Origin of the sequence: Verrucosispora sp. SN26_14.1 (assembly GCF_004307965.1) — a bacterium.
Taxonomy (GTDB): domain Bacteria; phylum Actinomycetota; class Actinomycetes; order Mycobacteriales; family Micromonosporaceae; genus Micromonospora.
The window spans coordinates 1-21,535 of sequence record NZ_SISL01000054.1; the positions used below are offsets into that span (position 1 = coordinate 1).

The window sequence follows — 21,535 nt, forward strand, 5'->3', positions numbered from 1 at the left end:
AGTGTGTATAAGAGACAGGCCCCGAACACCGAGCAGGCCAGGGTCGGCAGCGATGATCCGGTCGCGCATCGGGCGGCGGGCGAGCGCGGCCAGCGCCTCGTCCACGAGCACGTGCAACGGCATGGACAGCTCGGTCTCCAGCTCGCGGGTCGCCGTGGTGGTGGCGGCGACCTCGGCCCGCAACGCCGGCAGGACGCGCCGCCCCTCGTCGGTGAGCGTGACCATCCTGGTGCGCGCGTCGCGGCCGGGGATCGCCTCCACGAGCCCGGCACGCGCCATCGCGGCGACCGTCTGACTGGCCGCCGAATGGGTCACGTCGATCGCCGTCGCGACGGCCCGGATCGAACACGGCCCGTCGTCGGCCACCACCAGGAGCACCGGCGCGAACCGCGCGCGCAGACCGGGGAGGCCGATCTCGGCGTACACCTGGCCGATGCCGCCGTCGAGCAGCTCCATGAGCGTCGCGAGTCTCGTGCCGAGGACGCCGGGACCGGGATCGGAGGTTGCCATGGCGGGTACTGTAACAGCGCTGTCATATCGCGAGGAGCGCACATGATCGAGCCGTACGACACCGGGATGCTCGACGTCGGCGACGGCAACCAGGTCTACTGGGAGGTCAGCGGCAACCCCGAGGGCGTACCCGCCGTCGTCCTGCACGGCGGTCCCGGCAGCGGCAGCACGACCCGGCACCGACGGGCACTCGATCCGGAGCGGTTCCGCGTCGTGCTCTTCGACCAGCGCAACTGTGGGCGCAGCACGCCGTCGGCGGCCGACCCGAGCACCGATCTGAGTGCCAACACCACCGCCCATCTCGTCGCCGACATCGAACGGCTGCGCGAGCACCTCGGCATCGCCCGCTGGGTGGTGTACGGCGGGTCGTGGGGCGCGACGCTCGCGCTGGCGTACGCGACGCACCATCCCGACCGGGTACGCGGCATGGTGCTGGTCGCGGTGACCATGACCCGACGCTCCGAGGTGGACTGGTTGTACCGCGGCGGGGGCCGGTTCTTCCCCGAGGCGTGGCAACGATTCGTCGCCCACGCCGGCGTGCCGGGCTACGCGCTGCCGACCGACAGCCAACCACCGATCGAACCGGTCCTGCTGCGCTACGGCCAGCTCCTCGCCGACCCGGACCCGGCGGTACGGGCCCGGGCCGCAGCGCAATGGTGCGCATGGGAGGACGCGCTCATCTCCGAGGAGAGCAACGGCCAGCCCGGCCAGTACTCCGCCGGGGAACTGCGACAGCGGCTGACGATGACCCGCATCTGCGCGCACTACTTCGGCAACGGCGCGTTCATGGCCGACGGCGAGATCCTGCGCGACGTCCCGAAGCTGACCGGCATCCCCGGTGTGCTGGTGCACGGCCGCAACGACGTGAGCGGACCGGCGATCACGCCGTGGGAGATCGCGCAGGCGTGGCCCGGGGCACGTCTGCACGTCGTCGGGGACGCCGGGCACACCGGCAGCGAGACCATGCGGCGCGTCCTGTCCGAGGCGGCGGACACGATGGCGCGCACCTAGCAGGCCCGAACCCCCGCCACAGGGGAAGCGGGCGCGTGCGTCGGTGCCGCCCAGCGGAGGGGCGTCACCGACGCATCGCGGACGGCGCGGTCAGAAGCCCCGGGCGAGGCGGTAGTACGCCTGGTTCCAGCGAAGCTCGTCGGCGAAACGACGAGACTCGGTGTTCGCGTCGATGACGACCAGCTCGGTACGGCTCATCTCGGCGAGGTCGTGCAGTTCCTCCACGCCGACCGCGTGCGAGAGCACGGTGTGGTGCGGGGCACCGGCGGTGATCCACGCCTCGGCCGACCCGGCCAGGTGCGGGCGTGGCCGCCACACCGCCCGGGCCACCGGCAACCGGCGCAGCGGCTGCGGCGGGGGCACCACGTCCACCTCGTTGGCGACCAGCCGGAACCGCTCCCCCATGTCCGCCAGCCCGAGCACCACCGCCGGTCCCGGCTCGGCGTCGAAGACCAACCGGACCGGGTCCTCCCGACCGCCGATGCTCAACGGGTGGATCTCCACGTTCGGCTTGTCCGCGGCGATCGTCGGGCACACCTCCAGCATGTGCGCGCCGAGGATCAACTCCTCGCCCGGCGTCAGGTCGTAGGTGTAGTCCTCCATGAAGGAGGTGCCGCCCTGCGCGCCGGCCGACATCGCCTTGAGCGTGTGGACCAGCACCGAGGTCTTCCAGTCACCCTCGCCGCCGAAGCCGTAGCCGTCGGCCATCAGCCGCTGCACCGCGATGCCGGGCAGTTGGCGCAGGCCGCCGAGGTCCTCGAAGTTCGTGGTGAAGGCCCGGAACCCGCCCGCGTCCAGGAAGGTCCGCATCCCCAGTTCCAGCCGTGCGGCGTACCGCAGCGAGTCGTGTCGCTCACCGCCGGGACGCAGCTCGGCGGCGACCCGGAAGGTGTCGTCGTACTCCTTGACCAGGTCGTCGATCTGCGCGTCGGCGACCTCGTCGACCACCCGCACCAGGTCGTTGACCCCGTAGGTGTTCACCGAGACACCGAAGCGCAACTCCGCCTCGACCTTGTCCCCCTCGGTCACCGCGACGTCGCGCATGTTGTCGCCGAACCGCGCCAGGCGCAGGGAACGCATCGCCGACCAGCCGATCGCCGCCCGGGTCCACGAGCCGACACGGGTGACCACGCGGGGGTCGCTGACGTGGCCGGCGATGGTCTTGCGGGCCACCCCGAGCCGGGTCTGGATGAAACCGAACTCCCGGTCGCCGTGGGCGGCCTGGTTCAGGTTCATGAAGTCCATGTCGATCTCGTCCCAGGGCAGCCGGACGTTGGCCTGGGTGTGCAGGTGCAGCAGCGGAGTACGCAGCGCGTCCAGACCCGAGATCCACATCTTCGCGGGCGAGAAGGTGTGCATCCACGCGATGACCCCGACCGCACCCTGCACCGCGGCGTCCCGGCAGACCTCCAGGATGTCCGCGCTGGTGGTCAGCACCGGCTTCCAGACCACCCGGGCCGGGATGTCCGGCGAGTCGTCGAGCAGTGCGGCGATCTGACGGGACTGCTCGGCCACCTGCCGGAGGGTGTCCTCGCCGTACATCGCCTGGCTTCCGGTGAGGAACCAGACCTCGGGTTCAGGATGCGTTGCCATGGGAGTTGCCTTCCGCGAGAGGGGCGGTCACTTGTAGCGGATGCCGATGAGGCGCTGGAGCAGGATGAACGCGAAGAGCAGGCCGCCAATAACGATCTTGGTCCACCAGGAGTTGAGGCTACCGTCGAACGTGATCAGCGTCTGGATCACGCCGAGCACCAGCACACCGAGCACCGTGCCGAAGACGTACCCCGAACCGCCGGTGAGCACCGTGCCGCCGATCACCACGGCCGCGATCACGTCGAGCTCCATCCCGATCCCGATCAACGGCGCCCCGGAGAGCGTGTAGAACGAGAGCAGGATCCCGCCGATCGCCGAGCAGAGACCGCTGATCGTGTAGACCGCGATCCGGGTACGCCCCACCGGCAGCCCCATCAGCAGCGCCGACTGCGGGTTGCCGCCGATCGCGTACACGTTGCGACCCAACCGGGTGTACGCCAGCACGTACGCGCCGATGAGCACCACCGCGAACGCGACCAGCACGCTCACCGAGACGAAGTTGCCGCCGGGATCACCGATCCGGTGCTGCGCCATCGTGGTCCAGAAACCGTCGGTGATGCGGATCGACGAGTCACTGATGAACGTACACATGCCCCGGGCGAAGAACATCCCGGCGAGTGTCACGATGAACGGCTGGATGTCGAAGAAGTGGATCGCACAGCCCATCAGGAACCCGAGCGTCGGCCCGATGAGCAACGCGATGACCAGCACCAGTAGCGCGGGCAGACCCGACTGGAGCAGCCACGCCGAGACCATCGCCGTCATCGCGACCACCGACCCCACGGACAGGTCGATCCCGCCGGTGAGGATCACGAAGGTCATCCCCACCGCGACGACGAGAAGGAAACCGTTGTCGATGAAGACGTTGAAGATGACCTGGACGTTCGAGAAGGCCCGGTACTGGGACACACCGATCGCGTACATGACCAGCAGCAGGGCCAGCGTGGCCAGCACCGGCACGTGCCGCCGGGGCAGCCGCGCCCAGCTCGGCCCGGTGGTCAACGACGTACTGCTCATGCCGTCACTCCGCTTCGCTGCATGCCGCCACGAGACTCCATCGCGCTGAACCTGATGATTCGCTCGCTTTGCTCGCTCATGCCGAAGCCTCCTCCTTCTGGCGCTGCGGCGTCGGGGCCGGCGGGGGTGGGGTGCCGCGCTTGCGGCGGTTGAACGTGGCGCGGAACGCCGGTGCCTGGATGAGGCAGACTGCGATCACGACGACCGCCTTGAACAGCAACGCCGTCTGCGGCGAGATGTTCATGGCGTACACCGTGGTGGTGAGCGTCTGGATGATCAGCGCGCCGAGGATGGTGCCGCTGAGATAGAACCGTCCGCCGGCCAGGGCGGTGCCCCCGATGACGACCGCGAGGATGGCGTCCAGTTCCACCCAGAGGCCGGCGGCGTTGCCGTCGGCACTTGACACGTTGGCCGTCATCATGAAGCCGGCGACCGCCGCGCAGGCCGCGCTGACCACGTAGACCAGGAAGACCATCCGGCCCGACCGGATGCCGGCCAACCGGCTGGCCTCCCGGTTGCCACCCACCGACTCGATGATCATGCCGAGCGCGGTACGACGGGTGAAGGCCGCGACCAGCAACGCCGCCCCGAGCGCGATGAAGATCGCCAACGGCAGGGTGAGGAAGTGACCCAGACCGATCGCCCGGTACGGGCCGGAGTTGATCGTGATGATCTGACCCTCGGTGATCAACTGCGCCAGTCCCCGACCGGCCACCATCAGGATCAGCGTGGCGATGATCGGCTGAATACCGATCACCGAGACCAGTACGCCGTTCCAGGCACCGAGGACCAGTGCCACCCCGAGCGCCATCGCCAGTGCGGTCGCCACCGTGACGAAGCTGTTCTGGTCGGGTGCCTGACTGATGTGCAGACAGGCGATGGCGCCGCTGATGGCGCAGATCGACCCGACCGAGAGATCGATGCCGCCGGTGGAGATGACCAGGGTCATGCCGAGCGCGACCAGGATCAGCGGCGCGCTCAACCGGAGGATGTCGATCGGGGTCCCGTACAGGTGGCCGTTGTTCATCTCGATCGACAGGAAGCCGGGGCGGTAGATCGTGTTCGCCGCCAGCATCACCACCAGGACGGCGATCGGCCAGAACAGCCGGTGCCCGAGCAGGGGCTTGATCCGTTCGCTCATGACGGCACTCCGCTTCGCTCCGTGCCGCCATGAGGCACCACCGCCCTGAGCCCGCCGATTCGCTCGCTCCGCTCGCTCATGACGGCACTCCGCTTCGCTCCGTGCCGCCATGAGGCACCACCGCCCTGAGCCCGCCGATTCGCTCGCTCCGCTCGCTCATGACTCAACCCCTTCCCGCTGGGATCCGCTGGCGATGGTCTGCATGACCCGGTCGGCGTCCACGGTGTCGTCGTTGGTCAGGTGCGCGACCATCTCCCGGTCCCGCATGACGGCGATCTTGTGGCTGAGCCGGAGCACCTCCTCCAACTCGGCGGAGATGAACAACACCGCCATCCCGCCGTCGGAGAGCTGGACGACCAACTTCTGGATCTCCGCCTTGGCGCCGATGTCGATGCCACGGGTCGGCTCGTCCAGGATGAGCAGTCGGGGCTCGGTGATCAGCCACCGGGCCAGCAGCACCTTCTGCTGGTTGCCGCCGGAGAGGTTGCGGACCGGCGTCTCGGGGTTGGGCGGGCGGATGCTCAACGCCTTGATGTACTTGGCGACCAGCTCGTCCTGGCGACGCCGTGGGATGGGTCGCAGCCAGCCACGGGCCGCCTGCATGGCCAGGATCATGTTCTCCCGGACCGACAGGTCCCCGATGATCCCCTCGGCCCGGCGGTTCTCCGAGCAGAAGCCGATGCCGTGGTCGATGGCCTGCACCGGGTTGCGCAGACCGGTAGCGTTGCCGCTGACCGCCACCTGGCCCCGGTCGGCGCGGTCCGCGCCGAACAGCAGACGGGCCACCTCGGTACGGCCGGAGCCGAGCAGGCCGGCCAGGCCGACCACCTCCCCGGCGTGGATGGTCAGGCTGAACGGGGCGACCGCGCCCTTGCGCCCGAGGTCGGACACCTCGACGAAGGGCGTGCCGTCCTCCAGGACCGCCAACTCCCGCCGGGGCTGCTCCTCGATGCGTTCGAGGACGTCGAGCTCCTTGCCGATCATCTTCTCCACCAGCGCGAGCTGCGGCAGCTCGGCGGTCGGGTACTCCCCCACCAGCGTGCCGTTGCGCAGCACGGTGATGCGGTCGGCGATGCCGTACACCTGGTCGAGGAAGTGCGTGACGAAGAGGATGGCGATGCCCTCGTCGCGTAGCTGCCGCATGATCCGGAACAGCTGCGCCACCTCACCGGCGTCCAGGCTGGAGGTCGGCTCGTCGAGGATGAGCACCCGGGCCTGTACGTCGATCGCCCGGGCGATCGCCACCATCTGCTGCACGGCCAGCGAGAAACTCGCCACCGGCGCGCTGACGTCGATGTCGAGATCCAGGCGGGTCAGCAGAGCCCGGGCCCGTCGCCGGACCTCACCCCAGTGCACGGCGCCGAAGCGACGCGGCTCCCGGCCGATGAAGATGTTCTCCGCCACCGAGAGGTTGGGGCAGAGGTTGACCTCCTGGTAGACGGTGCTGACTCCGGCCGAGGCGGCCTGCATCGGTCCGCTGAAGGCGACCTGCTCGCCGTCCAGGGTGATGGTGCCCTCGTCGATGCCGTAGACGCCGGTCAACACTTTGATCAGGGTCGACTTGCCGGCGCCGTTCTCGCCCATCAGGGCGTGCACCTCACCGGGGTAGAGCCGGAAGTCGACGTTGTGGAGTGCACGCACCCCGGGAAAGGACTTGCTGATCCCGGTCATCGTCAGGACCGGACGGCTATCCGTCATCCCATCAGATCCTCTTCTGGGTTCTCGCTGTACGGAAGGGCCACGGAGCCCCCGTGGCGTCCGCCCGGTCAGCCGTGGGGCCGACCGGGCGGACGTGGCACGGGGGTCTCGGGCCAGGCGCCCAGTCCGTCGGGAAATGGGCGACGCGGCGGGGCCGCCACGTCAGCGCGGCGACCCCGGGCGTCGATCAGTACTTGCGGTTGGGCAGGGCCTCCTTGGCCTGCTCCTGGGTGAAGGTGGTCTCCTCGGTCTCGATCCGCGGCTGCACCTCCTCACCCGCCTTGACCTTCTTGGCCAGGTCCATCAGCTGTGGGCCGAGCAGCGGGCTGCACTCCGCGATGAAGTTGAACTTGCCGTCGGCCAGGGCCTGCATGCCGTCCTTGACCGCGTCGATGGTGATGATGGTGATGTCCTGGCCGGGCACCTTGCCGGCCGAGGTGATCGCCTCGAGGGCGCCCAGACCCATGTCGTCGTTGTGCGCGAAGAGCACGTCGATCTTCGGGTGGGCCTTCAGGAACTGCTCCATGACCTGCTTGCCGCCGGCCCGGGTGAAGTCACCCGACTGGGAGGCGATGACCTTGAGCTTCGGGTCGGCCGCGATCGCCTCGGCGAAGCCCTTCTTGCGGTCGTTGGCCGGGGCCGAACCGGTGGTGCCCTGGAGCTCGACGATGTTCACGTCGCCGCTGGCGGCCTTCTTCTCCTCGACCAGCCACTCACCGGAGAGGCGGCCCTCCTTGACGAAGTCCGAGCCGAGGAACGTCTTGTACAGCGACTTGTCCGCCGAGTCCACCGCGCGGTCGGTCAGGATGACCGGGATGCCGGCGTCCTTGGCCTCCTTGAGCACGGTGTCCCAGCCGGACTCCACCACCGGCGAGAAGGCGATCACGTCGACCTTCTGCTGGATGTAGTTGCGGATCGCCTTGATCTGGTTTTCCTGCTTCTGCTGGGCGTCGTCGAACTTCAGCTCGATGCCCGCCTCCGCCGCCGCCTCCTTGATGGAGTTGGTGTTGGCGGTCCGCCAGCCGCTCTCCGCGCCGACCTGGCTGAAGCCCAGGACGAGCTTGCCGTCGTCGCCACCGGCGTCGCTACCGGTGTCGCTGTTACCGCAGGCCGCCACGCTGCCGGCGAGCAGCACGGCGGCGGCGACCGCGATGGCGCGACGACGCGCCATCGGCATTCGCATGTTCCTCATCGGATCTCCTCGAGTGGGTGCGGTTGTCCACGCCCCCCGCCGTGCTGCACGGGTGGCCTGAGTCGGTGGTGCGGATCCTGTGCGGGTGGTGCGAATCAGGTCGCGGGTCGCCGGGACCCGCGACCGGTCAGGAGCTCGCCGGAGGCGAGGGGCGTTGTCCGTAGACGTTCTGGTAGCGGTCGTAGAGCGCGTCGATGTCGGCCTGCGCCATCGGCACCGGTTGCCCGAGCGCACGCGCCAGGTGCGCGGTCCGGGCGACGTCCTCGCACATCACCGCGGCCTTGACCGCGGCCCGGGCGTTGCGCCCGATGGTGAAGACGCCGTGGTTCTGCATCAGCACCGCGGGCGACCGGTGCCCGGTGAGGGTGCTGACGATGCCCTTGCCGATGTCGTCGCCGCCGATCAGCGCGAACGGGCCCACCGGGATCTCCCCGCCGAACTCGTCGGCCTGCGCGGTCAGGTGGCAGGGGATCGACTCGCCGCGCGCCGCCCAGGCGGTGGCGTACGTGCTGTGGGTGTGCACGACGCCGCCCACCTCGGGCATGGCCCGGTAGACGTACGCGTGCGCCGCGGTGTCGCTGGACGGCGACAACTCCCCCTCGACCGGTACGCCGTCGAGGTCGCAGAGCACCATGTTCTCGGCCGAGAGGTCGTCGTAGTCGACGCCGCTGGGCTTGATGACCATCAGATCGTGGCCCGGCACCCGCGCGGAGACGTTGCCGGCCGTCCAGGCGACCAGCCCGTAGCGGGTCAGCTCGCCGTGCAGCCGGGCGACGCCGGCACGCAACTCGGTCACCAGTGCGGTCAGGTCGTCGCTCATGCCGGCACCTCCACGGTCTCCTGCGGCGACCCGGTCGACTCGACCGCCGCGTTGCGGATCGCCCGCAGGCGCAGCATCACGTCGTTGGCGCCACGACCGAAGTGGTCGTGCAGGGCGCGGTACTCGGCGTAGAGGGCGTCGTAGGCGCGTACCCGCTCCGGGTCCGGCTGGTAGACGGCCTCGTGCACGCGGCCCATGGTCTGCGCCGCCTCCCGGACCGAGGGGTACGCACCGGCGGCGACGGCGGCGTGGATCGCCGAACCGAGCGCCGGGCCCTGGGCCGAGCCGATGATGCCCAGCGGCCGGTTGGTGACGTCCGCGTAGATCTGCATGAGCAGCTTGTTCGAGGTGAGCCCCCCGGCGATCACCAGGTCGTCGACGGGCACGCCGGCGTCCACGAACGCCTCGACGATCATCCTGGTGCCGTACGCGGTCGCTTCGAGTAGCGCACGGTAGACGTCCTCCGGGCGGGTGGCCAGGGTCAGACCGACGATCATGCCGCTCAGGTCGTGGTTGACCAGCAGCGACCGGTTGCCGTTCCACCAGTCCAGCGCCACCAGGCCGTGGGCGCCGACCGGCTGCGCGGCGGCCAGCTCGGTGAGCCGCTCGTGCGAGTCGAGCCCGGCCGGGGCGGCGTGCGTGACGAACCATCCGAAGATGTCGCCGACCCCGCTCTGCCCCGCCTCGTAGCCCCACGCGCCGTCGCTGATGCCGCCGTCGACGACACCGCACATGCCGGCCACCTCGGCCGGGACGGTGCCGTTGACCACGTGGCAGGTGGAGGTGCCCATGATGGCCACCAACCGGCCCGGCTCGATCGCCTGGGCGGAGGCCGCGGTCACGTGCGCGTCGACGTTGCCGACGGCGACCGCCACGCCCTCCGGCAGCCCGGTCCAGGTCGCGGCGGTGGCGGTGAGCCCGCCCGCCTTCGCGCCCAGGGGCAGGAGCGGACCGTCCAGCTTGGCCGTGAAGTCGCCGAAGTCGGGGTTGAGCGCGGTCAGGTAGTCCGCCGACGGGTAGTTGCCGTCCTGGAGGATGCCCTTGTAACCGGCGGTGCAGACGTTGCGGGTCTCGACGCCGCAGAGTTGCCACACGATCCAGTCGGCCGCCTCGACGAAGCGCTCGGCCCGGCGGTAGACCTCCGGGTCCTCCTCCAGGATCTGCAGGCCCTTGGCGAACTGCCACTCGGCCGAGATCTTGCCGCCGTAGCGGCCGATCCAGGGCTCCCCCCGCTCGTGGGCCAGCGCGTTGATCCGGTCCGCGTGCGGCTGGGCGGCGTGGTGCTTCCAGAGCTTGACCCAGGCGTGTGGGCGCTGGCGCAGCTCCGGCACCTCGCACAGCGGGGTGCCGTCGGCGAGCGTCGGCAGGACCGTGCAGGCGGTGAAGTCGATGCCGATGCCGATGACGTCGGCCGGGTCGATCCCGGCGGCGGACACCGCCGCCGGAACGGCGTGGCGCAGCACGTCGCGGTAGTCCTCGGGGTCCTGCAACGCCCAGTCGGGCGGCAGCGGGGTGCCGCCGTCCGGTAGGGCGGTGCTGATGACCGCTCTGCGGTACTCGTGCACCGCAGTCCCCAACTCGGCACCGTCGCGGACCCGGACCACCAGGGCCCGTCCCGACAGGGTGCCGTAGTCGACGCCGACGACGTACCGGTCGCCTGCTTCGTCCACTCCGCTCATCTTCACCTCCGGCCGATGACGGACCTCAGTGTTAACGCTCACATCCTGCGCCGTCAAGACACCTGCCGGCAACAGCTCCGTAACGGAGTACACCGAGGAATAGACCGTCGTCAACAGGTTACCGAAGGGTGGCGCGCGGCGACGCCCCCACCCCAGGTCATGCCGCATCCGGCTCATCGGCGCACCGGCCACCGTGGGGCCGGGCACGAACCCCGCCGACGCGAGCCGGGCGCCAGGGGCGCACCGGAGGGTGGGACGACGACCGCACCCGGCCCTCTTCGGCCTGCTGGGACGGCGTGCCGGACCGGTCGGACCGGAGCGGACGCGGGCGCGCGACGACCGCCGCACGATCACCGCGCGGGGCGCCCCGCGCCGGAGCGCCGCACCCGGACCCGCACGGTCTCGGCACCCGGGTACGAGCTGCGCACATCCGTACGGACACCGGGCACCGTGGACGGCACACGGGAACCGACCTCCGCCACCGTCCGACCGTCGGCGCGGCACCGATCGGCCCCGGCGACCGGTCCGTTCAGCCGACCCTCAAATGAGCGTTAACATTGGCGATTCATCAGACGATCAAGGCAGATCGCGTCCGGCGTCCTTCCACCGCACGCACGCCGCCTTGCCGCAAGGGTCCGTCTCCGCATTGACGTGCACGATCACCGCGTCGACGACCGATGAGAGCGAGGGCAGACCTGCCGCACACACCTCGACCACCCGTCACGAGTGATTTACAGAATTGAATGTCAGCGATAACATTCGCGACATCCATGCTGAGCGTGGCCGGCCGAGGACTCCGTGCGGCCACGGCCGACGGCGAGGGCCGACCGCCGCCGGTCACCGGCGCACCCTCGCCCGGCCGGTGCTCTGCCACCACCGGTGCGCCCACCCGGCGACGCACCACGCACGTCGTACCACCCCCACCACCACACGGGCACCTCGTCGTCGGTCATCGACGGACGACACCTGTTGGCTCCCGTGACCTTGAAGGAGGTCCGCATGCGCGCACGACCACGATGGTTGGCCGTCCTGAGCGTCCTGATGCTGGCGTTCACGGCCGTCGTCGTCGACGGGCTCCACTCGCCGAGACCCGCACAGGCACTCAACAACGGGGTGGCCCGTACGCCACCGATGGGCTGGAACACCTGGAACACCTTCGGGTGCAACATCAACGAGGCCCTGATCCATCAGATGGCTGACTCGATCGTCTCCACCGGGATGCGGGACCTCGGCTACAAGTACGTCGTCGTCGACGACTGCTGGTTCGACCCGAACCGCGACGCCCAGGGCAACCTGCAGGCCCACGCCGGCCGGTTCCCCAGCGGCATGAAGGCGCTCGGCGACTACCTGCACGCCCGGGGTCTGCTCTTCGGCATCTACCAGGTGCCCCGGGAGAAGACCTGCGCCCAGTACTTCGGCGCCTGGCCGGGCTCCACCGGCAGCCTCGGACACGAATACCAGGACGCCCGCCAGTTCGCCGCCTGGGGCGTGGACTTCCTCAAGTACGACTGGTGCTCGCCCTGGGGCACCATCAACGACCAGGTGGCCGGCTTCTCCCTGATGCGTGACGCGCTGGCCGCCACCGGCCGACCGATCGTCTACAGCATCAACCCGAACAGCATCCACGAGAAGACCGGTCCGCAGCGCAACTGGGGCGACATCGCCAACATGTGGCGGACCACCGAGGACATCACCAACTCGTGGAACACCGGGCAGACCAACGGCTACCCGATGGGCGTGCAGAACATCATCAACGTCACCGTTCCCCTCGCCCCGTGGGCCGCACCGGGCGCCTTCAACGACCAGGACATGATGGTGGTCGGCAACGGGGGCATGAACGACACCGAGATGCGCAGCCACTTCGCGCTCTGGTCGATCATGGCCTCGCCGTTGATCGCCGGCAACGACATCCGCAACGCCAACGCGGCGACCCTGGCCATCCTGCGCAACCCGCAGCTCATCGCGATCAACCAGGACCCGCTCGCCCTCCAGGCCGTGCAGGTGTCCCACGACGGCACCCGCCGGGTGCTGGCCAAGCGGTTGGCCAACGGCGACGTCGCGGTGGCCCTGCTCAACCAGGGCTCGTCCACCACCACCGTGTCCACCACGGCGGCGGCCATCGGCAAGTCCGGCAGCTCGTTCACGCTCCGCGACGCCTGGACCAACGGCACCTCGACCAGCACCGGCGCGATCTCCGCCAGCGTGCCGGCACACGGCACGGCGGTCTTCCGGGTCAGCGGCGGCGGCACGACCAACCCGCCGACCACCTTCCGGTTGCGCAGCGAGTCCTCCGGCCGGTGCCTCGACGTCAACAACGGCGGCACCGCCAACGGCACCGCCACGCTGATCTGGGACTGCCACAGCAACAGCAACCAGAGCTTCACCCAGAACGGCCAGAGCCTCCAGGTGCTCGGCAAGTGCCTGGACGTCTCCACCACCGCCACCGCCGGCAGCCCGGTGCAGATCTGGGACTGCAACGGGGGCACCAACCAGCAGTGGACCTTCAACGGCAACGGCACGGTCAGCAACGTCCGGTTCCCGAACCTCTGCCTGGACGTGAACAACAACGGGACCGCGAACGGCACCACGGTCCTGGTCTGGAACTGCCACACCGCCGCCAACCAACGGTGGAGCCGGGCCTGACCCGGACGGCGCGGACCCGTCGCCCGGCGTGACCGGGTGACCGGCCGGGCGGGTGCCCCGACACCCGCCCGGTCCGCCGTGCCCGGACGTCGACACCCCGGCGGGTACGCCCCCGACGCGGCCAACGTCCGGGGGTGCGCGCGAGACGGGCGTCGACCGGTACGCCGGCACTCAGCCGCAGCGGGCGGGCGGCTCGCGGCGGGCCGTCGTGGGTGTGGCACACCGGCCGGTGATGGTGTCCTGCGGCACCGGCGCGCAGATGCCCAACGGGTCGTCGAGCAGCGGGGCGAACCCGAGTTCGGCCGCGCCGACCAATGTCGCGTCGTCACCGAGCGCGGCGGTACGCAGGCGCACGCTCTCCCGGGCCACCGGCAGCACGTTGCGGGCTATCCGGCTGCGCACCTGGGCCGCCGCACCCGGGTACACGTCGCACAGCATCCCGCCGAAGACGACCATGCCGGGGTTGAACAGGTTGATCAGGTTGGCCACGCCGATGCCGAGCCAGTCCCCGATCCGTCGGAACGCCTCGCGGGCGACCGGATCGCCGCGATCGGCGTCGTCGGCGACCGACCGGATGGCCGCCCGGCCGACCATCTCGGCGGGGCGGCCCGCGACGTCGAGCAGGGCCCGCTCACCCACCTCCGCCTCCAGGCAGCCGGACGAGCCGCAGCCGCACGGCCGTCCGTCGTACGGGTTCACCACCATGTGCCCCAGCTCGCAGCCGTAACCGCCGTCGCCGCCGAGCAGCCGTCCGCCGACGATGATGCCGCCGCCGACGCCGACGTCTCCGTGCAGGTAGATGAGGTTGTCGAAGCCGACACCCGCGCCGCGCCGCTGCTCGGCCTGGGCGCCGAGATGGGCCTCGTTGCCGACCGCGACCGGCAGGCCGAGCCCGAGGCGGCGGCCGAGTTCCGCGCCGAAGTCCTGGTCCACCCAGCCCAGGTCCGGTCCGAAGCGGACCATCCCGTCACCGGGCCGGATCATCCCGCAGTACGAGGCGCCGATGCCCACGCATCGCGCCTGCGGCGGCGCGGCACGGTGCAGTTGGCGACCGAACCGGGCCAGGACGGCCACCACGCGGTGCAGGTCCGGCCCGGCGCGCGGGCGTACCGCTTCGCGTCGGTCCAGGATCGCCCCGCCCAGCCCGACGCGGGCCGCGACCAGCCGGTCCACCGCCACGTCGAAGGCGAGCACATAGAACCGGTCGGCCGAGGGCCGGACCATCAGCGAGGGGCGACCGGCGCGGCCGGTATCGGTCGGCAGTTCCTCGTGGACCAGGCCCGCCCGGCTCAACTCGGTGGTCAGCGCCATGATGGTGCTGCGGTTGAGGCCCATCAGCTCGGCCAGCCCGGCGCGGGACGTCGGGCCACCGAGGTGCACGTGCCGCAGCAGCGTGCCGGCGTTGCGCCGACGGATCTCCTCCTGGACCAACCCGACCTCCGGCATCAGCGACGGGACGTACGGCCGACGGGAGGGAGTGTGTCCACTCAGTGGGACGACGTCAAGCGCGGGTCGACCGTGGACCGGTCGACCCGCGCCCGTCGATCAGCGACTCGCGCCGGCACGCCGCTTGTTGTAGACGTCGAAGGCGACGGCGACGAGCAGCACCAGTCCCTTCACCACCGACTGCATCGACTGGTCCACGCCCATCAGCTGCATGCCGTTGCTCATCACCGCCATGATCAGACCACCGACCATCGCGCCGACGACCGTGCCGACCCCACCGGTGACGGCCGCGCCGCCGATGAAGGCCGCCGCGATCGCGTCGAGTTCGAACATGTTGCCGGCGGCGGGCTGCGCGCCGTTGGAGCGTGAGGAGAAGATGATGCCGGCCACGGCCGACAGGAAGCCCATGTTGACGAAGATCCAGAAGTTGACGGACTTCACCTTGACGCCCGACAGCATCGCCGCGGGAAGGTTGCCGCCGATGGCGTACACCTGGCGACCGAAGACGGTCCGCCGGGTGAGCATGCCGTAGACCAGCACCAGGGCGGCGAGGATGATCAGCACGATGGGCAGACCCCGGGCGTTCGCGAGCTGCCAGGCGAAGTACATGACCACCGCGCCGACAAGCACCATCCGGGCGACGAACAGCGCGAAGGACTCGACCGGCTGCTGGTAGCGGATGCGCGCCACCCGGGTGCGGAAGCAGCTCACCACGTAACCGGCCACCGCGATGGCGCCGATGAGGAGTGTGAAGGCGTCGTACCCGTCGCCGCCGATGAGTCCGTTGAGGAAGCCCGCGGCGATCCTGTTGTACTCGGCCGGGAACGGCGACAGCGAGATGTTGTCCAGCACCCGCAGGGTGAGACCACGGAACAGCAGCATGCCGGCCAGGGTCACGATGAAGGCGGGAATGCCGACGTACGCGACCCAGAAGCCGTGCCACGCGCCGACCGCCAACCCGACCAGCAGCGCGGCCACCACGCCCATCCACCAGGGTTGGCCCTGCCGGATCACCACCACGGCGGAGACCGCGCCGGTCAACGCGACCACCGAGCCGACCGACAGGTCGATGTGCCCGCCGATGATCACGATGACCATGCCGATCGCGAGCACCAGGATGTACGAGTACTGGAGGACGATGTTGGTGATGTTGCCCGGGCTCAGCGACAGTCCGTCGGTGAGGAACGCGAAGAGCGCGACGATGACGACGAGGGCGACGAAGATGCCGCTCTGCCGCAGGTTGTTCATGATGAACGTACGGGGGTCGCTGCTGCCGACGTGCAGCGCGGCGGCGGGAGCACTCTCGGTCGACGGGCCCTTCGACACCGAGGAGGGCTTGGTGCTGGTCATCCGACGGTTTCCTTGTCCTTCGCCATGAGTTCCATGAGCTTCTCCTGGGTGGCCTCGCCGACCGGCACCATGCCGGTGATCCGCCCCGCCGACATCGTGTAGATGCGGTCGCACATGCCGAGCAGCTCGGGCAGCTCCGAGCTGATGATGATCACCGCCTTACCGGCGGCGACCAACTGGTTGACGATCGTGTAGATCTCGAACTTCGCGCCGACGTCGATGCCCCGGGTCGGCTCGTCCAGGATCAGCACGTCCGGGTCGGTGAAGAGCCACTTCGACAGCACGACCTTCTGCTGGTTGCCGCCGGAGAGCTTGCCCACGACCGACATCACGCTCGGCGCCTTGATGTGCATGTCGCGCCGGCTGGTCTCGGCGACCTTGGTCTCCTCGTTGTCGTGCACCCATCCGAGGTGGGCGAGCTTGCGCAGGCCCGCCGCGGAGACGTTGTGGCGGATGTCGTCGATGAGGTTGAGGCCGTACCGCTTGCGGTCCTCGGTGGCGTACGCGATGCCGTTGCGGATCGCCTCCGCGACGGACCGTGCCCGGATCTCGCGGCCGTGCATGACCAGCCGCCCGGAGATGTCCCGACCGTACGACCGTCCGAAGACGCTCATGGCCAACTCGGTCCGCCCGGCCCCCATCAGCCCGGCGATGCCGACCACCTCACCGGCGCGGACGTTCAGGCCGGCGTTCTGGACGACCAGCCGGTCCTGCGTCGGATGCCGCACCGACCAGTCCTCGATCCGCAGCACCTCCGCGCCCGGTGACGAGACCCGGTCGGGATAGAAGCTGTCCAGGTCGCGGCCGACCATGCCGCGGATGATCCGTTCCTGGGTGACCTCGCCGGAGGCCATCTCCAGGCGTTCCACCGTGCGGCCGTCGCGCAGGACCGTGGTCGAGTCGGCGATGGCGGTGATCTCGTTGAGCTTGTGCGAGATCATGATGCAGGTGATGCCCTGGTCGCGCAGCCGGCGCATCAGGTCGAGCAGATGCGCCGAGTCGACGTCGTTGAGCGCGGCGGTCGGCTCGTCCAGGATCAGCAGCCGGACCTTCTTCGAGATCGCCTTGGCGATCTCGACCAGTTGCTGCTTGCCGACGCCGAGCTGCACCACCGGGGTCACCGGGTTCTCCGGCAGCCCGACCGAGGCGAGCAGTTCTGCGGCCTCGGCGTTGGTGCGGTTCCAGTCGATCAGGCCGCTGCGGCCACGGCGCTCGTTGCCGAGGAAGATGTTCTCGGCGATCGAGAGGTACGGCACCAGCGCGAGTTCCTGGTGGATGATGACGATGCCCCGGTCCTCGCTGTCCCGGATGCCACGGAAGTGCACCGGGGCGCCGTCGAAGAGGATCTCACCGTCGTAGCTGCCGGACGGGTAGACGCCCGACAGCACCTTCATCAGGGTGGACTTGCCGGCGCCGTTCTCGCCGCAGATGGCGTGGATCTCCCCCCGGCGTACAGCGAGGGAGACGTCCTGGAGCGCCGCCACCCCGGGGAAGGTCTTGGTGATGTGACGCATCTCGAGGATGTTGTCGTCCATCTGCACCGTCCTGGCGATCTGTGTCGTGAGGTCTGTCGTGGGTGGTCGATGCGGGTGGGGCTCGGCGGCGGACACCGCCGCCGAGCCCCCGGGGGTGTCGCCGTCAGCTCTTGGCCTGACCGGCGGCGACCTCCTCCGCGGTGAAGTAACCGGAGTCGATCAGCACCTTCTGGATGTCGTCCTTGAAGACGGTCTCGACCGGCAGCAGGTACGACGGGACGACCTTGACACCGTTGTTGTAGGTCTCGCTGTCGTTGGCCTCGGGCGTCTTCTCCTGGAGGAACGCCTCACCGGCGACCACGGCCTGATCGGCCAGCAGGCGGGTGTCCTTGAAGATGGTGGAGCTCTGGATGCCGTCGTCGATCAGCTTGACCGAGGCGATCTCGGCGTCCTGCCCGGTGACGACCGGGATCTCGTCGGCACCCCGGTAGCCGGCGTTCTGCAGCGCGGTGATGATGCCGCGCGAGATCCCGTCGTACGGCGACAGCACGCCGTCGATCTTGCTGTTGTCGTTGTAGCTGGAGGTCAGCAGGTCCTCCATGCGCTTCTGCGCGGCCTCCTGCTGCCACCGCAGGATCGCCACCTGCTCGATCTTGGTCTGCCCGGACTTCACCTTGAGCGTGCCGGCGTCGAGGAACGGCTTGAGGGTGTCCATCGCGCCGTCGAAGAAGAAGTGGGCGTTGTTGTCGTCCAGTGACCCGGCGAACAGCTCGATGTTGAACGGCCCGGTCGCCTCGCCCTTGCCGCCGTCCTTGGTCTGCAGGCCGAGGCCGACCAGGAGGGCGCTGGCCTGGGCCACGCCGACCTTGTAGTTGTCGAAGCTGACATAGAAGTCGACGTTCGGGCTGTCCCGGATGAGCCGGTCGTAGGAGATGACCGGGATCTTCGCGTCGGCCGCCGCCTGGAGCTGTCCGCTCAGGGCGGTGCCGTCGATCGCGGCGATGATCAGCACGTCGGCACCGCGCGTGATCATCTGGTCGACCTGCTGCGACTGGGTCGGGATGTCGTCACCGGCGTACTGGAGGTCGACCTTGTAGCCCTTGGCCTCCAGCTTCTCCTTGACGGAGTTGCCGTCGGCGATCCACCGCTCGGAGGTCTGGGTCGGCATCGAGACGCCGATGGTGAGGTCGGACGGCTTCTCGTCGCTGGTGTTGCCACTTCCGGCACCGTCGCCACTACACGCCGCCATACTCAGCGCCAGGGCGGCGCTACCGAGAGCGGCCAGAATTCTTCTGCTCACTGGCTTCCCCAATCTGGAACTCGCGCCGTCGCACCGGCTGCGTGGATCGCACTTCGGGGCCCAAGTGTTAGCGCTCACATTGCCCGGGTCAACACCTCGCCGGAAATCCACCGGTCACGTTCTCGTAACGAAGCCGAGGCTCCACCGGTCGGCCGAATCACCCCAGGTCAAGGCGTTGCACATCGAAGGAAGTCGCGCGTTCGCACCGGCCACCCGAATAACATCCATCGAGAGCAGAGAATACGCCAACCGGTGGCCCGGGGCGACGGTCCGGACACCGGCAGTCGCATCCGTCGACACGCAAAGGAAAACGGATCACCCGGTCGACGGACACCCACCCGGCGATCACACAGTGTGACCGGCCGCGCCTCACGCTCCACGACGGACCGGAGGGGCGGGGTCGCACCCGGCACGCCGGTCCGGACTTCACCGCAGGCGCGTCTGCGGCCAGGGGGCGCACGGTCGGTCCCCGTGCCGTCACCAGCGCGGTCTTGACATCGCCCAGCCGGACGTCGATGCTCTGCTAAATCAGTTTAGCGCCCGTCCTCCCCCACACCACCGCAACCGGTCCGGGGCGCTGCCACGGGACCCGCCCGCGGCAGCCGGACGCGTCCAACAAGGAGGACCGATGAGACTGCGAAGGACGCTCACCGCCGTGGCGGCGGTGGCACTTCTCGCCACCTCCGGCACGGCCGCGTACGCCGCGTCGAAGGGTCCCGGTGGCAACACCGGGGGCATCCGCAGTGTCACACCGATCACCACCGTCTACACGTACGGCCAGAAGGTCTCCGCCGTCGCCGTCGAGTACCCGCAGACGGTGAACCCCCGCGAGCTCGACAACTCCACCTTCTCGGTCTCCGACACCGTCTACAACTTCCGCTTCAACCAGATGGAAGACCTGCCGAAGCTGGCCGACCGCAAGGTCACCCACACCTACACGAACAGCGCGCCGACCACCCGCGCGGACCGTCGTTCGGTGGACGGTCGGTACGTCATCGTCGAGCTGGACCCCGCCGAGAACCTCGGCTGGACCGTCATCGTCTCCAAGTGCCCGACCTTCCTGTGCAGCGTGAAGGTCAACACCGAGTTGCCCACCCGGGTGACCCAGCGCAAGGACGTGCACGCCCAGCCCGGTAAGGGCAAGGGCAAGGGCCCGGTGCAGGCCAAGGCCGCCCCGAAGACCCCGCGTGGGGTCACCGAGGAGCCGGTGAACCTGCTCGTCGACGACTTCCAGTACGGCTCGTACCTGAGCAGCGGCATGGTGCTGCCGTACCACTACCACCTGCCGAAGAACTACCAGCCCGGCAAGAAGTACCCGCTGATGGTCGTCCTGCCCGGGCACGGCATGGGCTGGGACGGCGACAACCTGGGCGTCCAGATCGCCGCCGACATCCCGGCCACCGCCTGGCTCCAGTCGAGCTGGACCGGCAGCCGCGAGGACGTCATCGTGCTTGCCCCGCAGAACCAGCGGGTCGGCCTGCCCGCCGAGGGCGACCTGCTGATCCGGCTGGTCGACCAGTTCGTCAAGGACCACGCGGTGGACACCGACCGGGTCTACGCCACCACCGTGTCGTACGGCTCCCGGCTGCTCTGGGAGGCGTTCGCGAAGCGTCCCGACCTGTTCGCCGGTGGTCTGGTGACCGGCGGCTTCCAGGTCGGCGCCGACCAGGCCAAGGCCATCGCCGCCGGCGAGGTGCCGCTCTGGATCACCCACGGGGTGAACGACCACCTGCTCAACATCTCGCTCGCCCGCAACACGCACACCGCCCTGCGCGCGGCCTACGAGGCCCAGGGCAAGACGCCCGCGCAGATCGCCAAGCTGCTGCACTACACCGAGTACGGCAACGACGCGTTCTCCCTGCCCGACTACCACGCCGCCTACGGCCCGACGTACGAGGACCGCAACATCCTCCAGTGGCTGCTGGCCCAGCGGAAGGGCTGACACACCGCTCAAGAGGCACCGTCCGGGCTCGCCGGCCGCGATCGATCTCGCGGCCGGCGAGCCTCGTTCGTGGTCCACGCGACCCGAGCGACTCCCCCCGGCCCTCCCGGCCCTCCCGCCGCTCCCACGGCATCGCCTCGTCGATCATGGAGTGGTGGCTGCCGGATTGCACCGGTAGATGGCTTTCCTGCACGCCACGACTCCATGATCGACGGGACTGACGCCGAGCAACGGCGCGCGGACGGCGCGGCCTGGTCCGTGCCGGTGGCGTGGGAGCGGCGGGACGGCACGTACGGTGCGGGGATGCGAGTCGTACCGGGATGGGCGCTGGTCTCCGCCGTGGCGGCACCGATCCTCCTGATCGGTGGGTGGACGCTGGGCGCGGCCCGCCAACCGGGCGGATTCGACCAGGTCACCGGGACGATCAGCGCACTCGCCGCCGTCGGCGCTACCGACCGGTGGATCATGACGGTCGCGCTGGCCGGTCTCGGGCTCTGCCACTGTGTGACCGCCGTCGGGCTGCGTCCCCTCGCACCCGCCGGGCGGGTGCTACTGGCCCTCGGCGGGGTGGCGACCCTGGCGGTGGCGGTGTTCCCGCTCCCGGCCGACGGTGGCGGGTCGGTGCCCCACACGCTCGCCGCCGCCGTGGCCTTCGGCGCGCTGGCACTCTGGCCGGCCGCAGCACGGGCGGCGGGGCACCGGGCGGCGGGGCAACGGG

General features: G+C 69.7%; 16 protein-coding genes. 4 read left to right on the top strand and 12 right to left on the bottom strand.

Annotated elements, in window-relative coordinates; translation table 11 throughout:
- The coding region (locus tag EYA84_RS08180; RefSeq protein ID WP_131052424.1) for a MarR family winged helix-turn-helix transcriptional regulator at positions 1 to 510 on the bottom strand (510 nt) is incomplete at its 3' end.
- 42 nt (positions 511 to 552) lie between these two features.
- On the opposite strand from EYA84_RS08180, the gene pip reads away from it, so the two are divergent.
- Positions 553 to 1,521, top strand: a complete 969-nt coding sequence (pip, locus tag EYA84_RS08185) for a prolyl aminopeptidase (RefSeq protein WP_131052425.1) — start codon at positions 553 to 555, stop codon at positions 1,519 to 1,521.
- A 90-nt stretch (positions 1,522 to 1,611) separates the two neighbouring features.
- Here pip and araA read toward each other — a convergent pair whose 3' ends face one another.
- From araA to araB, 7 genes are all read right to left on the bottom strand, one after another.
- Entirely contained in the window at positions 1,612 to 3,114 is a 1,503-nt protein-coding gene (gene araA / locus EYA84_RS08190; protein ID WP_131052426.1) for an L-arabinose isomerase, read from the bottom strand.
- Positions 3,115 to 3,141: 27 nt separating this feature from the next.
- Positions 3,142 to 4,131, bottom strand: a complete 990-nt coding sequence (gene yjfF / locus EYA84_RS08195; RefSeq protein WP_131052427.1) for a galactofuranose ABC transporter, permease protein YjfF — start codon at positions 4,129 to 4,131, stop codon at positions 3,142 to 3,144.
- 76 nt (positions 4,132 to 4,207) lie between these two features.
- Complete coding sequence (locus EYA84_RS08200; RefSeq protein WP_131052428.1) at positions 4,208 to 5,272, bottom strand: ABC transporter permease; 1,065 nt, start codon at positions 5,270 to 5,272, stop codon at positions 4,208 to 4,210.
- Between the two features lie 156 nt (positions 5,273 to 5,428).
- Positions 5,429 to 6,970 (bottom strand): sugar ABC transporter ATP-binding protein, encoded by a 1,542-nt coding sequence (locus tag EYA84_RS08205; protein ID WP_131052429.1) that lies wholly within the window; start codon positions 6,968 to 6,970, stop codon positions 5,429 to 5,431.
- A 187-nt stretch (positions 6,971 to 7,157) separates the two neighbouring features.
- Positions 7,158 to 8,162, bottom strand: coding sequence for an ABC transporter substrate-binding protein (locus EYA84_RS08210; protein WP_236145655.1), 1,005 nt, complete (start codon positions 8,160 to 8,162; stop codon positions 7,158 to 7,160).
- 127 nt (positions 8,163 to 8,289) lie between these two features.
- Positions 8,290 to 8,982: an L-ribulose-5-phosphate 4-epimerase gene (locus EYA84_RS08215; protein ID WP_131052430.1), complete on the bottom strand. Its 693-nt coding sequence runs from the start codon at positions 8,980 to 8,982 to the stop codon at positions 8,290 to 8,292.
- A complete protein-coding gene (gene araB / locus EYA84_RS08220; protein ID WP_131052431.1) occupies positions 8,979 to 10,661 on the bottom strand; it encodes a ribulokinase in 1,683 nt (560 codons plus the stop codon). The genes EYA84_RS08215 and araB overlap by 4 nt, the downstream gene beginning before the upstream one ends.
- Positions 10,662 to 11,660: 999 nt before the next feature.
- Between araB and EYA84_RS08225 the strand changes: the two genes are divergently transcribed.
- Complete coding sequence (locus tag EYA84_RS08225; protein ID WP_131052432.1) at positions 11,661 to 13,304, top strand: ricin-type beta-trefoil lectin domain protein; 1,644 nt, start codon at positions 11,661 to 11,663, stop codon at positions 13,302 to 13,304.
- Positions 13,305 to 13,475: 171 nt separating this feature from the next.
- Here EYA84_RS08225 and EYA84_RS08230 read toward each other — a convergent pair whose 3' ends face one another.
- The 4 genes from EYA84_RS08230 to chvE all read right to left on the bottom strand — a co-directional run bounded on the left by EYA84_RS08230 (position 13,476) and on the right by chvE (position 18,875).
- Complete coding sequence (locus EYA84_RS08230) at positions 13,476 to 14,750, bottom strand: ROK family protein (RefSeq protein ID WP_131052433.1); 1,275 nt, start codon at positions 14,748 to 14,750, stop codon at positions 13,476 to 13,478.
- A gap of 99 nt (positions 14,751 to 14,849) precedes the next feature.
- A complete protein-coding gene (gene mmsB / locus EYA84_RS08235) occupies positions 14,850 to 16,100 on the bottom strand; it encodes a multiple monosaccharide ABC transporter permease (RefSeq protein ID WP_131052434.1) in 1,251 nt (416 codons plus the stop codon).
- Positions 16,097 to 17,635 (bottom strand): multiple monosaccharide ABC transporter ATP-binding protein, encoded by a 1,539-nt coding sequence (gene mmsA / locus EYA84_RS08240; protein ID WP_131052435.1) that lies wholly within the window; start codon positions 17,633 to 17,635, stop codon positions 16,097 to 16,099. The genes mmsB and mmsA overlap by 4 nt, the downstream gene beginning before the upstream one ends.
- A 103-nt stretch (positions 17,636 to 17,738) precedes the next feature.
- Positions 17,739 to 18,875: a multiple monosaccharide ABC transporter substrate-binding protein gene (chvE, locus tag EYA84_RS08245; protein ID WP_131052436.1), complete on the bottom strand. Its 1,137-nt coding sequence runs from the start codon at positions 18,873 to 18,875 to the stop codon at positions 17,739 to 17,741.
- A gap of 628 nt (positions 18,876 to 19,503) precedes the next feature.
- Between chvE and EYA84_RS08250 the strand changes: the two genes are divergently transcribed.
- A complete protein-coding gene (locus tag EYA84_RS08250; protein WP_131052437.1) occupies positions 19,504 to 20,817 on the top strand; it encodes a hypothetical protein in 1,314 nt (437 codons plus the stop codon).
- Between the two features lie 204 nt (positions 20,818 to 21,021).
- Positions 21,022 to 21,535: DUF998 domain-containing protein (locus tag EYA84_RS08255; RefSeq protein WP_131052438.1), on the top strand; the 514-nt coding region annotated here is incomplete at its 3' end.

Excerpts from the sequence above, each read along its gene's own strand:
- pip (WP_131052425.1), top strand. The coding sequence starts at position 553 with ATGATCGAGCCGTACGACACCGGGATGCTCGACGTCGGCGACGGCAAC.
- araA (WP_131052426.1), bottom strand. The coding sequence starts at position 3,114 with ATGGCAACGCATCCTGAACCCGAGGTCTGGTTCCTCACCGGAAGCCAG.
- yjfF (WP_131052427.1), bottom strand. The coding sequence starts at position 4,131 with ATGAGCAGTACGTCGTTGACCACCGGGCCGAGCTGGGCGCGGCTGCCC.
- EYA84_RS08200 (WP_131052428.1), bottom strand. The coding sequence starts at position 5,272 with ATGAGCGAACGGATCAAGCCCCTGCTCGGGCACCGGCTGTTCTGGCCG.
- EYA84_RS08205 (WP_131052429.1), bottom strand. The coding sequence starts at position 6,970 with ATGACGGATAGCCGTCCGGTCCTGACGATGACCGGGATCAGCAAGTCC.
- EYA84_RS08210 (WP_236145655.1), bottom strand. The coding sequence starts at position 8,162 with ATGAGGAACATGCGAATGCCGATGGCGCGTCGTCGCGCCATCGCGGTC.
- EYA84_RS08215 (WP_131052430.1), bottom strand. The coding sequence starts at position 8,982 with ATGAGCGACGACCTGACCGCACTGGTGACCGAGTTGCGTGCCGGCGTC.
- araB (WP_131052431.1), bottom strand. The coding sequence starts at position 10,661 with ATGAGCGGAGTGGACGAAGCAGGCGACCGGTACGTCGTCGGCGTCGAC.
- EYA84_RS08225 (WP_131052432.1), top strand. The coding sequence starts at position 11,661 with ATGCGCGCACGACCACGATGGTTGGCCGTCCTGAGCGTCCTGATGCTG.
- EYA84_RS08230 (WP_131052433.1), bottom strand. The coding sequence starts at position 14,750 with ATGCCGGAGGTCGGGTTGGTCCAGGAGGAGATCCGTCGGCGCAACGCC.
- mmsB (WP_131052434.1), bottom strand. The coding sequence starts at position 16,100 with ATGACCAGCACCAAGCCCTCCTCGGTGTCGAAGGGCCCGTCGACCGAG.
- mmsA (WP_131052435.1), bottom strand. The coding sequence starts at position 17,635 with ATGGACGACAACATCCTCGAGATGCGTCACATCACCAAGACCTTCCCC.
- EYA84_RS08250 (WP_131052437.1), top strand. The coding sequence starts at position 19,504 with ATGAGACTGCGAAGGACGCTCACCGCCGTGGCGGCGGTGGCACTTCTC.